Raw genomic sequence first — 11,450 nt, forward strand, 5'->3', positions numbered from 1 at the left:
CAAGTTCTTTTTAATTTTAGCTTATCTAATTGCCACTGCAAATGCTTCATAAGGCTTAAGCGTAATATCATGCAGATCATTACGCACAGCATAATTACTAAGCAAGTTTTCTTTAATGCGATCGGTCGACGTAAACTGTTGCTCTTCACCAGATAGGTTAGCAACCACCAACCACTTTTCAGTACCTAAAATACGATAATATGCAAGAACTTCATCACCAGTATCATGAACCAACTTAAAGTCACCATTAACCACAATCTCATTTTCATGACGTAAAGTAATCAATTCTTGGTAAGTATAAAAAATCGAATTAGGATCAGCCAAGGCCTTCTTCACATTAATTTCTTTGTAGTTAGGATTTACTGTCAACCATGGCTTTGACTTAGTAAAGCCGGCATTTTTCTCATCATTCCATTGCATTGGACGACGAGCATTATCCCTGCCTTTAACATTGATCGCATGAATTAGTTTATCTTTGTCATAACCTTCAGCCAGACGTTCATGATACATATTGACACTTTCAATATCTTCTACTTCATCAATATTTTTTACCGGACAATTAGTCATACCAATTTCTTCACCGTTAAAAATATATGGTGTGCCGTGCATCAAATGTAAAACTGTCGCAAACATCTTAGCACACTGCACCCGATATTTTTTATCATTGCCCCAACGTGAAATTACGCGCGGAATATCATGATTTTCCCAGAACAAACTATTCCAAGCATGATTAAAATCAAGCTCTGTCTGCCACTTTACTAAAACCTTTTTCAATTCGCCTAAGTCTAGCGGCTTTAAATCCCACTTTTCTTTTCCCTCCTGCTGGTCTAAAGCTTGATTCTCAAATTGGAAAACCATTGATAATTCATGACGTGCTGGATCTGAGTACTCTTCTGCAATCTTCGGTGTCGCATTCCAAGTTTCGCCCACCGTCATCACATCTCGATCACCAAATGTATTCTTGTTCATTTCTTGCAAATATGGATGAAGCATCGGACCATTTTCACGGATCATTTTGTCGGGATCTTTACCAATTAATTCAATCACATCCATTCGGAAGCCACCGATCCCCTTATCAAGCCAAAAGTTCATCATATCGTAGATTTTTTGCCGCAACTCTGGATTTTTCCAATTTAAATCAGGTTGTTGTTCCGCAAAGAAGTGTAAATAATATTGTCCTGTTTGCTCATCAAATTTCCAAGCTGAACCAGAAAAAGCAGACTTCAAACTATTGGGCTCATGTCCATCAACAGGATCACGCCAAATATAATAGTCTCGGTAAGGATTATCCTTACTTTTTCGTGCCTCCACAAACCATTGATGCTGGTCAGATGTATGATTAACCACCAGATCCATTACAATTCGGATATGATGCTCCTTAGCTTTCTGAATCAACTCATCCATATCAGCCATCGTGCCATATTGCGGATCAATCGCTTCATAATTTGAAATATCATAGCCATTATCCACACCGGGAGATTGATAGACCGGTGAAAGCCAAATTGCATCAACTCCTAGATTTTCCAAATAATCTAAACGAGCAATAATTCCTTGTAAGTCACCTATGCCATCACCGTTGCTGTCCTGAAATGACTTAGGATAAATTTGATAAACAACTGCTTTTTTCCACCATGGTGTCATTTTTTCTACCTCGTAAATTTCAAATTTATTGTTAAACATAATATAAATAATTTATGTAAGCACTTGCAAGAAATGGTAAACTGTTAACGGTATCAAATTTTAGTGAGGTAATTAGATGACTACTCTTTCCTTTAAGGCCGTTGCTGTAGACGTTGACGGTACTTTTGTTAACGATGAAAAACAATACGATCATCAAATGTTTAGCGAGATTTTAACTCGTCTGCATCAACACGGGGCACATTTTATTATTGCTAGCGGCCGCCCAGCTGGTCGTTTGGCTGATGACTTTAGCGAATTTATCGATTCTATTGACTTTGTTGCCGACAATGGTGCGGTCTTAGTTCGCGATGGAAAAATTATTCGTACAACAAGCTTTTCAAAAAAATGCATCCTAAATTTTATTGAATATTTGCACGCACGCTATCCTGGTGCAGCCCAAAACATTTTAATTAGTGGCGTTAAGCACTCCTACTTTTTAAAAAGTACACCACCAGAATACAAGCGGTCCCATCATTATTTTTATCCTAATAGCATCGAAATTGATGATTTTAATAAAATTCCTGCTGATGACCAATACACTAAGATTACAATGGACTATCCCAGCAAGATTCGACATGAATTAGAACATGGCTTCAACAGCCGTAGTACAGAAAAAATCCACGTCACAACTAGTGGTTGGAGCTACATGGATATTATTCCTGAAGGTGTAAATAAAGCCGCAGGGCTAAAGGAATTTTTAGCTTATTTAGACGTGCCAAGAAGTGAATTAATTGCCTTCGGTGATGGTGAAAATGACCTTGAAATGTTAAAATTTGCTGGTTTAAGTTATGCCATGGCTAATGGTCAAGATATCGTTAAAAAGACTGCTAAATTTATTGCACCTACTAATAACGACAACGGTGTTTTCAAGGTACTAAATAAGTATCTTGATGAAGCAGAATAGCGAACAAAAAACTGTTGAGACCAAAAATCCCAACAGTTTTTTTTACTTATTCTTTATTTTGCGCAATTTTTTCAGCATAAGGATCGATTTTCTTTAACCCTGTCTTAATTCCCCAATAATAGAAGGCGAGAGAAATAATGATAATTACTACAAAGTCAAATGGATACTTAATCCAGTTCTGACCACCAAAACCGCTACTGCCCACAAAGGACATGAGTGACATAAAAATCAAATAACCGATCATCCACCAACTACTATGTAATTGTTCTTTTAAATTTGAATGTTGGTAGTGAATTTCATAATAAAAATAAATCGGCAAACCCAAGGCAATAACAATTATCACCTGAATAGTCGTTGGCCACATTGACCAGTAAATTGCCAAACTAGTTAGTATAAAGGCAACTGGAGCTAGCCACTTCATATAACCAGGATTAAATGGACGATCAAGATCTGGTCTTTTCTTTCTTAGAGTCATTACCGTAACTGGACCAGTTAAATATGCAATCAAAGTTGAGGCCGTGATTACTGTTGCTAGTAAATTCCAGTTTCTAAATAAGCTTACTAAAATAATCGCCAAAACAAAGTCAGCAATCATCGCATAACGTGGTATTAAGTATTTTTGATTCAATCTACCTAACCATTTTGGCAAATGACGTGTGTGTGTCATTGCCGCTAGGGCTCTTGAGGCCGTAGCTACAAATGCTACCCCTGTCCCAAATGGTGAAACAAATGCATCTAGGTAGAGCAAAATCACTAGCCAATTAATGCCTAAAATAATAGCAATGTCCGCAAATGGTGAGGTAAAGTTAACTCCATGCCAGCCTACTTTAGCTAACATGCCTGGCTCAACTGCACCAATAAACGTCACTTGCAACATAATGTAGATTGCCGCAGTAATTAACATTGAAATCAATACTCCACGCACAATATTCTTACGCGGATTTTTCAATTCCCCACCCATATTGATGACCGTCTGAAAGGCATCATAAGACATAATAATTCCTGAAACAGAAGTTGCTTCAAAAATGGACCGACTACCATAAGGCATAAATTCATGTAAATTACTGCCAAAGTTTTGTCCATGAAAACCTGAAGCAATTAAAACTGTAATCGTCAAAGTAGGCAATAAGATCTTAAAAATAGAAATCAAATTGGTAAAATGGGTCATGATTTTAACTGACCAAAAATTGATCATTGTAAAAATCAGCATAAAAATAATAACCACACCTAAGCCAGCAAAAGTAATACTGCCGTTTTTAATAAAATTTTTAGTCCAGTTAGCCCAGCTCCAGGGCCAAGAACTCATATATTGCACGGCAGCTACGGCTTCCATCGGTACCAATGTGACTAGTGAAATCCAGTTAGCCCAAGCAGCCACAAAACCCAATAACGGTCCATGACTATATTGAGCGTATCGACTCATCCCACCACTTTCGGGAAACATCGAACCTAATTCTACATAAGTCAATGCAATTGAGATAATAATTACTGCACCTAAAATCCAAGATAAAATTGCGGCTGGACCTGCAATTTGTGCTGCAGAACCTGAACCAAAAAGCCAACCCGAACCAATTAAAGAATTCAAGGCCAGCATAATCGCTGAAAATAAGCCTATTTTATGTCTTTTTAATTTTTCCAAATAATCACGTTTCCTTCATTCTTAACTCCATTATTTTTAATTTTTTATTATAACAAAAGCCGCCCCAGCTGAGAACTAGGACGGCTAAATTCTGCTATACAAATTATTCAATTGGATGTTTTTTAGTTAATGCCTGAACTTCTTCTTTAACGTGGGCAATCGTTGCGGAATTTTCTGGATCAGATAAAATTTCAATAATCATTTCCGCAGTCTTCTTAGCATCTGCTTCATCAAAGCCACGACTAGTAATTGCTGGCGTACCAATCCGCAACCCACTAGTAACAAATGGTGAACGTTGATCGCCTGGAATTGATTCTTTGTTGGTAGTGATGTGAACAGAGTCGAGTAAATTTTGAGCATCTTTACCGGTAATACCAGTCTTAGTAATATCGATAATCATCAAATGGTTATCAGTACCACCAGATACGACACGAATATTGTCCGATTCAGCAAAAGTTTCTGCCATTGCCTTAGCATTTTTAATGACTTGCTTAATATAATCTGTAAATTGTGGTTGCAAGTCCTCATAAAATGCTTGCGCTTTACCTGCGATGACATGCTCAAGTGGCCCACCTTGAATGCCTGGGAACAAAGCGGAATTGATTTTCTTACCAATTTCTAAATTGTTGGACAAAATCATCCCACCACGAGGGCCACGCAAGGTCTTATGTGTAGTTGTAGTTACTACATCAGCTACTGGAACAGGACTTGGATGTTGACCGGTTGCTACTAAGCCAGCAATATGAGCCATATCAACCATTAAGTATGCCCCAACTTCATCTGCAATTTCACGGAACTTTTGCCAATCAATGATGCGGCTGTACGCAGAAGCACCGGCTACAATTAACTTAGGTTTAACCTTAAGAGCAATTTCACGAATGGCATCAAAATCTAGTTCTTCAGTCTCAACATTTAGGCCGTAACTGTAAGACTTATATTCCTTACCACTGAAGTTAACCTTGGATCCATGAGTCAAGTGACCGCCAGCATCCATTCCCATACCTAAAATGACATCACCTGGCTTCAAAAGTGCTTGATAAACTGCCATGTTAGCCTGTGATCCAGAGTGTGGCTGCACATTAGCAAACTTTGCGTTAAACAATTTTTTTGCATAATCAATAGCCAGTTGCTCAACTTGATCAATATATTGACAACCGCCGTAATAACGCCGACCAGGATATCCTTCAGCATACTTGTTAGTTAAAACAGAACCTTGTGCTTCACGAACTGCATCAGAAACAATATTTTCAGAGGCAATTAATTCGATGGTGTCTTGTTGGCGCTGTTCTTCATGATGAATGGCATCCCATAATGCGGTAGATTTTTCTGCATATTTCATTGATAAAAAGACTTCCTTTCTGATCAGCACTGATAGTTTTTCTTATAGTTAAAGTATACTATTTAGCAATCAGATACGCACGATTACTACGCGGAAATTCCTTTTTAAAAGCCGCTAAAACTGCATGACGGCCAACAGCTGGATCAGTCAATTCATATTCCTGCGTAAAGTTCAAATAGCCATCTTCAGTTAAAATTAGCTTTTTACCATCATTTTTCACACTAATTGAACGATCCTTTTTTGCCGTTAATAATTTAATTTCTACATATTTACTTTTATTACTACAGATTTTTTTGAGCAAAGTCTCTGCCTGCTTAATTGGAATTAAACGCATAATGACTTCCTTTCAGAACAGTTTCTAATTCATGACTAAAACTATCCTTCTGTAAATTAGAGGTAATCAAAAGAACTAGTACTTGCTCATCCTTTACTGCAAAAGCGACTCTCGCTGAACCCGCTTTTTTCAAATTTAGGCGAAACTCGTAAATTGATTTTCCCTCAATCCGAGTCATTGCAGCGATCTTCACTTTAGTCATACCAGTTGCCAATTCCTTAGTAATCGCTTGATCGATTAACTGCTTAATTATCTTTTGCTCATTCTTATGCTTTTTAAAAAAGGTTTTGCATCCCCGCTCATAATGAAATTTCAATAGCATCATTTTCTAAATCAATCCATTTCCATAATAGCAAAACATAGATACTCACTTTTTGAAATACTTGTTATTTTCATCTAAAATAAAACCGCTTGTAGTATAATCTACAAGCGGCTCAATATTATGAGACATCATGCTTAGCTTTTACCAGAGCTAAGCATGTTTTCGTATACAACTAATTACTTTTAAATAATTACCTTATAACAACGTCCGAGTTAAGCATAACACTATTCAGTATAGCTTTAAACGCCTTTATTATAGGCTAATAGCCACTTAATTATAGTAAACTGTAAAAAATAAACTATTTCATTTTTCTATCCTAATCAAAATGTAACACACTAGGATCAAATGATTTAGTATCTCTAACGCCAGTATACAACATCATTTGTGCAAGCTGCTCATTCATTTTCTTAATCTTATCTTCTGTTGCTTTTTGCCCATCTTTTAACAATTCAGAAAGAATCCCTCGACCAATCAGTACAGCATCTGCGCCTAATGCCAAAGCCTTGTATGCATCGTAGCCTGTCATCAATGATCCATCTACAAAAATGGTCATTCCACTGCCATTTAGTGCTTGCTTGATTGCTGGCAAAACTTTTAGTGGTGGCACGCCAAATGGAACGCGGCCGTGGTGATGTGAAACAACTATTGCCTTGGCACCAGCATCTCTAGCCTTAACGGCATCACGCACGGATAGCACGCCCTTAGCCACAAACGGCAGTTTAACTGCATGAACATACTTTTCAAGATCGCTAAATGAAATCGGTCCTAGTGGAATACCATCGACTACATCATATTTACCATTATCACCAGGCACATGATCAATATCCATTCCAACAGCTACGGCACCTAATTCTTCTGCTTGTTTTAGTTCGCCCATAATTTTATCATGGTCTGCGTAAGGCTTCACAATTCTAACTGTATCGCCGCTCTCTTTGACAATTTCGGCATATTCTTCGTTTGACTCCATACCAATCCAATTTAAAGTATTGGTATTCTTAGCCGCACGTGCCTTTTCTTGCATTGGCTTACGTGTCTTATCTGGTAAAACCTTGTTCAAATGAGAGACTGCAGCCAGAGTTAAAGGTGAGGCATATTTTTTACCAAAAATCTCAGTTGTTAAGTCTGGCTCAACTGAATCAAGCAAACGCATCTCCACCAAGATATTGTCTAAGTAGGCACGATTATGTACATTAGCATCGTCAGCACGCCCACTTGTTACAGGAATCATGCCTTTAGGACCCGGCCATGGGCTTTTTACTTTTTCTTCTTGATTCTCTATCAAAGAAGCACCAGTTACTGCATCGTTTTTTTCGTTCATAAAAATACCTCCCTAATTATTCTTTTGTCTAAAACTATAGCTCACTTTTGTCAAACAGGCAGCTAAATACGCACTTACTAAAATGACAGGAGCCAATTCTATTGGTAATAACAGAATCAATAAAATAGCTGTTAATAAAGGTTTACCCAAGATAACTGCAATACTTGCACTAACTGTAATGGCTACACACATAACTGGCATAATTGGTAAAAATTGCGCAATCGCTGCGCCAACTGCTACACTAGCAAAAATCGAAGGGAAAATTTTTCCACCACGCCAGCCTAAACTAAAACCTATATTAGTAGACAAGGTTTTGATGACTGCTATAACTAGCAAAAAAATGGTGATATTTGCAACGCCTGGTGTACAAATGGAACAATTTGAAATTCACCAGAATACAGGGCATAACTAGTAATTAAGGTAAGTAATGCAAGAACTATTCCCCATATAGTTGCTTTAATAATCGGTGAAATAGTAATTTTTTCAGCAAAATAATCACTCCATTTTTCGCTCCATAAGAAAAACATACCGAAGCTCCAACCTACAATTAATGGAATAATTACATACATACTATAGTGCCATTGCCAGAGAATATGGCGATGATGAATACCAAATAATCCTTCTTCAGGGAATAATTTAAAGACTATTGCTGCACCAACCACGCCGATCATAACCATAATTAAGCAAAAAACTTTTTGATGCAATTTTGATTTAAAAAGGCTACTAAATTTTGGCAGTTTTTTTAGTTGTTTTTTCGAAACGATAGTATCCCAAAAATGATTCCATTTCCAATCAGAAGAATAAGCAATTAGTCGTAATCTATCTCCCAGCCAATTAACCATGCCACTTCCTAGTACAGTAGTTGAAGCCTCTGGTCCAATACTGCCACCCGCGGCTAAAGAAATAAGACCTAAGGTTAAGGATTTCCACCAATTGTGATAATTGATCTTTCCCTGCTGCTTAACACTCATTAAAACTTCTTCGATAGTTAATGGATATGATCCTAAACGCTTAATTAATATACCAATAATGAACCCAAAAGGAATACAAATAAAAAACGGTAAAGCCTGACTAGGAACAGGTAATTTATCAAACAAAACATGCCAGACAAAATTAATAATAAAATTAATTAAGTTTAAATATGTAGCACAGCATATTCCAATATATAAAACTCCAAATGGTAGCATAATAAAATATATTAAGTTCCTTCATTAGGATTTTTTCCTTCTCTAATTCTCAAGAATTGAAATTTCTTTTTAAAAATTATAAACTTTTATACTCGTAAAGCAAAAATATAGTTAAAATACTGGTATAATATCGTTTCAGAATAATTAATGTAGAGGTGAGATTTCTGATCATGAAAAGTGCAAATTACACTAGAAAACATCACATGTATTTAATGAATCACAAAAATGGTGACGTTATCGAAGTAAGAATGGACAAGAAAAATAAGACATTCAAGAAAATACGGCTTTATCGTCAAGATGGTTTGGGCAATTACTATCTAGATCCACATGCGGAGTTTAAGGATCAGAAAAGTCCAGCAACCAAAGAGAATATCGTAGAAGCCGGAAAAAAGGTCAGCGATCATATCTCTAGTGCTGAGAACTGGCACCATAAAGTTAGACCTATTTTCAACGCTGAACACAAAATCGTCGATTTCGAACCACGATTGCATTTGGAACACCATACTAAGATTCAAAATGCTAAAAGATATTTGCGTCACTTGGAAAGACGACACGCAGACTTCATTTTCCGTAAAAATAGCAAAACGCCTTTGTTAATCCCATGGAATTACATCAAGGATATGATCTATGAAGATCGCAATAAAGAAATGGTGCTAGCACATAAGGTGCACAAGCTAAGAAAATAAATTAGATTAATAAGATGCTACCAATCATAATGGATGGTAGCATCTTATTTTTATCATAGGAGAAAAAACATGCAAACAGCTTCTTACTATAATTCACCTATTGGCAAAATATTGCTCGCTAGTAATGAACAAGGACTTATTGGTTTATGGCTAGATACTGATCGCTACTACGGTGACAATCTTGATAAAGAATATTCAGAAGGAGGAAATAAATATTTAGCTTCTACTAAAAAATGGTTAGATATCTATTTTCAAGGCAAAGAACCAGATTTTACTCCTCAATTACATTTGATCGGTACTGATTTTCAAAAAAGAGTCTGGCAAGCATTACTAAAAATTCCTTACAGGATGACAACTACTTATAAAGACATTGCCGTACAGGCTGCAAAAGATAAGGACCACTTACCTATTCGAGCAGCCGGTGGTGCTATTGGCAGAAATCATATTTGTATCATCATCCCTTGCCACCGCGTTGTTGGTGCTAATCACAATTTAACTGGTTATGGCGGTGGAATTGATAAGAAAATTCAGTTGCTTAAACTTGAAGGCGTTGATATTAATCAGTTTAAAGAACCTTAGATACAAGAAAAGCCCGCAAATCGCAAGCTTTTTTACTTGTTCGTCTTCTTTTGCAAACAAGATTTCTGTACAATTATTTTCGCAGAAAGTTTTATGAGCGGCGGTTGTTTTTCCTCCCGGAGGTGAGGCCTATGGTCAATATACTGCAGAAAGGGTTCAACCATGTCGGTTTACGAGAGTATTTCTTTGATGCTTTTGTTCGGTACGTTTGTGTTAGCTCTGCTAACTTACATCGACCATCATCACGACAAAAAATAAAAACGCCGCTCAATGTAATAACTTTGGAAGAGTTATTGAGTAGCGTTCACCGCAAAAAATAATCTTAACCGCCGCTCTTAAAGCGGACTACAAAGGAGGTCTTTGGATCTCCTTTTTCTTTACTTAAATTATAGCATATTTTCCAAAATGAAAACCCGCAAAATTAATTGCGAGCTTTTTCGACATCAATGACCACGGTGTTTTTCTCGACGTTTGACTTGTTTTTGTAAGAAACGTCTTTCTTGTTCTTCACGTTTCCTATCCTTCTTTACCTTTTTCTTGGCTATCTTTGACTGCTCAAATTGTTTTTTCAAAGCTTGTTGTGCTTTGGTACCAATAGCTTTCTTTTGCGTGGCCTTATGAGCCAATCTTTGTGCTCTCTTAGGATTAACATGATAAACTTTTTCTTTTTCCGCTGTAGTTTGATAAAAATGCAGTTTCGAATAATAAAAGTTTACTAGCGTAAGTATCTCTGGCATATGTGGCAATGAATCTCCGTGAAGTAAATGACAAGGCAGGTTTAGGTAGAAACTCCATTTACAATTGGAAGAATCAAAGACCAGGAATTGATGCACTTAATGCAGTTGCAGATGTACTACACACATCAGCCGATTATTTAAGTGGCAAGACAGATAATCCTAGTCCATCGCCTAAAGGTGATGAAACTGGTGGTATTTCTATCGATGGTGAAGTACCATATTTCTATCATGGCTACACTATTCCAGAAGACTACCTGAACATAGTTCGTCAACTTATGGAACGTGATATCAAAAAAGGACTTATTAAACGACATGACAACAGCAGATCAGAATAAACAAGAACTCATAGACTGGTTATTTGCCTACGCAAAAAAGCATCAAATTGGCTATCTAAAGCCAAATGATGCTTTAATTGTTTTTTCTCCAATGTCAATAGCTTAACTTAATGACATTGAAAGTCTAATTCTAGGTCATTTTTCTTTAAAGAAAGCAGTAAATGATTACGAGCTGGCTTAGACTTTTTAGCTTTTGGCTCACGAACAAGAGGGACGATTAGCTTTTTTTCTGACATATGAATAACCTCCAAAATATTGATAAATTAATCATAATTGAAATCTAAAACTAATCTAGATACTCGATTATTTTACGCTGTAAGCGTCAAATAAAATAGTGTACTTAAAAACCGTCCTAGTTACTGTTATACTGAGACGGTTATTTAAGTTCTT

15 protein-coding genes are annotated in these 11,450 nt (G+C 36.7%); 5 read left to right on the forward strand and 10 right to left on the reverse strand.

Translation table 11 applies throughout. The features are described from left to right. Positions 1-21: 21 nt before the first annotated feature. Positions 22-1,641 carry an alpha-glucosidase gene (locus CP367_RS07400; RefSeq protein ID WP_057726268.1) on the reverse strand — a complete coding sequence of 540 codons (1,620 nt, stop codon included), beginning with the start codon at positions 1,639-1,641 and terminating at the stop codon, positions 22-24. 115 nt (positions 1,642-1,756) lie between these two features. Here CP367_RS07400 and CP367_RS07405 point away from each other — a divergent pair, with 115 nt between their 5' ends. Beyond that, the gene (locus tag CP367_RS07405) at positions 1,757-2,584 is read left to right on the forward strand and encodes a Cof-type HAD-IIB family hydrolase (protein WP_023488500.1); all 828 of its coding nucleotides are present in this window, start codon (positions 1,757-1,759) and stop codon (positions 2,582-2,584) included. A gap of 46 nt (positions 2,585-2,630) precedes the next feature. Here the strand turns inward: CP367_RS07405 and CP367_RS07410 are convergent, their stop codons facing one another. The 7 genes from CP367_RS07410 to CP367_RS10995 form a co-directional block, all read right to left on the reverse strand. Then, complete coding sequence (locus CP367_RS07410) at positions 2,631-4,223, reverse strand: APC family permease (RefSeq protein WP_057726270.1); 1,593 nt, start codon at positions 4,221-4,223, stop codon at positions 2,631-2,633. A 103-nt stretch (positions 4,224-4,326) separates the two neighbouring features. Further along, the gene (glyA, locus tag CP367_RS07415; RefSeq protein WP_098043540.1) at positions 4,327-5,562 is read right to left on the reverse strand and encodes a serine hydroxymethyltransferase; all 1,236 of its coding nucleotides are present in this window, start codon (positions 5,560-5,562) and stop codon (positions 4,327-4,329) included. A gap of 58 nt (positions 5,563-5,620) precedes the next feature. Further along, entirely contained in the window at positions 5,621-5,896 is a 276-nt protein-coding gene (locus tag CP367_RS07420; protein WP_023488497.1) for a hypothetical protein, read from the reverse strand. Then, positions 5,877-6,221 carry a hypothetical protein gene (locus CP367_RS07425; protein WP_005726293.1) on the reverse strand — a complete coding sequence of 115 codons (345 nt, stop codon included), beginning with the start codon at positions 6,219-6,221 and terminating at the stop codon, positions 5,877-5,879. Before CP367_RS07425 ends, CP367_RS07420 begins: the two co-directional genes overlap by 20 nt. 313 nt (positions 6,222-6,534) lie before the next feature. After that, complete coding sequence (locus tag CP367_RS07430; RefSeq protein ID WP_061204414.1) at positions 6,535-7,536, reverse strand: alpha-hydroxy-acid oxidizing protein; 1,002 nt, start codon at positions 7,534-7,536, stop codon at positions 6,535-6,537. 12 nt (positions 7,537-7,548) lie between these two features. Beyond that, the gene (locus CP367_RS10990; RefSeq protein ID WP_233187505.1) at positions 7,549-7,845 is read right to left on the reverse strand and encodes a hypothetical protein; all 297 of its coding nucleotides are present in this window, start codon (positions 7,843-7,845) and stop codon (positions 7,549-7,551) included. Positions 7,846-7,865: 20 nt separating this feature from the next. Next, positions 7,866-8,633, reverse strand: coding sequence for a chloride channel protein (locus tag CP367_RS10995; protein WP_233187506.1), 768 nt, complete (start codon positions 8,631-8,633; stop codon positions 7,866-7,868). 260 nt (positions 8,634-8,893) lie between these two features. Between CP367_RS10995 and CP367_RS07440 the strand changes: the two genes are divergently transcribed. The 3 genes from CP367_RS07440 (at position 8,894) to CP367_RS07450 (ending at position 10,246) form a co-directional block, all read left to right on the forward strand. Then, complete coding sequence (locus tag CP367_RS07440) at positions 8,894-9,409, forward strand: hypothetical protein (RefSeq protein ID WP_005718512.1); 516 nt, start codon at positions 8,894-8,896, stop codon at positions 9,407-9,409. A 69-nt stretch (positions 9,410-9,478) separates the two neighbouring features. Continuing rightward, positions 9,479-9,988: a methylated-DNA--[protein]-cysteine S-methyltransferase gene (locus tag CP367_RS07445; RefSeq protein ID WP_098043541.1), complete on the forward strand. Its 510-nt coding sequence runs from the start codon at positions 9,479-9,481 to the stop codon at positions 9,986-9,988. A gap of 189 nt (positions 9,989-10,177) precedes the next feature. Further along, complete coding sequence (locus tag CP367_RS07450; RefSeq protein WP_223876185.1) at positions 10,178-10,246, forward strand: putative holin-like toxin; 69 nt, start codon at positions 10,178-10,180, stop codon at positions 10,244-10,246. Positions 10,247-10,431: 185 nt separating this feature from the next. Here the strand turns inward: CP367_RS07450 and CP367_RS07455 are convergent, their stop codons facing one another. After that, positions 10,432-10,725, reverse strand: coding sequence for a YjdF family protein (locus tag CP367_RS07455; protein ID WP_098043542.1), 294 nt, complete (start codon positions 10,723-10,725; stop codon positions 10,432-10,434). A gap of 8 nt (positions 10,726-10,733) precedes the next feature. Between CP367_RS07455 and CP367_RS07460 the strand changes: the two genes are divergently transcribed. Then, positions 10,734-11,060 carry a helix-turn-helix transcriptional regulator gene (locus CP367_RS07460; RefSeq protein ID WP_013085776.1) on the forward strand — a complete coding sequence of 109 codons (327 nt, stop codon included), beginning with the start codon at positions 10,734-10,736 and terminating at the stop codon, positions 11,058-11,060. Positions 11,061-11,167: 107 nt separating this feature from the next. Here the strand turns inward: CP367_RS07460 and CP367_RS11120 are convergent, their stop codons facing one another. Beyond that, complete coding sequence (locus CP367_RS11120; protein WP_005726964.1) at positions 11,168-11,296, reverse strand: hypothetical protein; 129 nt, start codon at positions 11,294-11,296, stop codon at positions 11,168-11,170. Positions 11,297-11,450: the final 154 nt, after the last annotated feature.

The sequence above is a fragment of the Lactobacillus sp. UMNPBX16 genome, from assembly GCF_002553775.1.
GTDB classification, from domain to species: Bacteria; Bacillota; Bacilli; order Lactobacillales; family Lactobacillaceae; genus Lactobacillus; species Lactobacillus crispatus.

Bases quoted from the DNA above. Each gene is read 5' to 3' on its own strand.
- CP367_RS07445 (WP_098043541.1), top strand. From the start codon at position 9,479: ATGCAAACAGCTTCTTACTATAATTCACCTATTGGCAAAATATTGCTC.
- CP367_RS07425 (WP_005726293.1), bottom strand. From the start codon at position 6,221: ATGATGCTATTGAAATTTCATTATGAGCGGGGATGCAAAACCTTTTTT.
- CP367_RS07430 (WP_061204414.1), bottom strand. From the start codon at position 7,536: ATGAACGAAAAAAACGATGCAGTAACTGGTGCTTCTTTGATAGAGAAT.
- glyA (WP_098043540.1), bottom strand. From the start codon at position 5,562: ATGAAATATGCAGAAAAATCTACCGCATTATGGGATGCCATTCATCAT.
- CP367_RS11120 (WP_005726964.1), bottom strand. From the start codon at position 11,296: ATGTCAGAAAAAAAGCTAATCGTCCCTCTTGTTCGTGAGCCAAAAGCT.
- CP367_RS07420 (WP_023488497.1), bottom strand. From the start codon at position 5,896: ATGCGTTTAATTCCAATTAAGCAGGCAGAGACTTTGCTCAAAAAAATC.
- CP367_RS07460 (WP_013085776.1), top strand. From the start codon at position 10,734: ATGAATCTCCGTGAAGTAAATGACAAGGCAGGTTTAGGTAGAAACTCC.
- CP367_RS07455 (WP_098043542.1), bottom strand. From the start codon at position 10,725: ATGCCAGAGATACTTACGCTAGTAAACTTTTATTATTCGAAACTGCAT.
- CP367_RS07400 (WP_057726268.1), bottom strand. From the start codon at position 1,641: ATGACACCATGGTGGAAAAAAGCAGTTGTTTATCAAATTTATCCTAAG.
- CP367_RS07405 (WP_023488500.1), top strand. From the start codon at position 1,757: ATGACTACTCTTTCCTTTAAGGCCGTTGCTGTAGACGTTGACGGTACT.
- CP367_RS07440 (WP_005718512.1), top strand. From the start codon at position 8,894: ATGAAAAGTGCAAATTACACTAGAAAACATCACATGTATTTAATGAAT.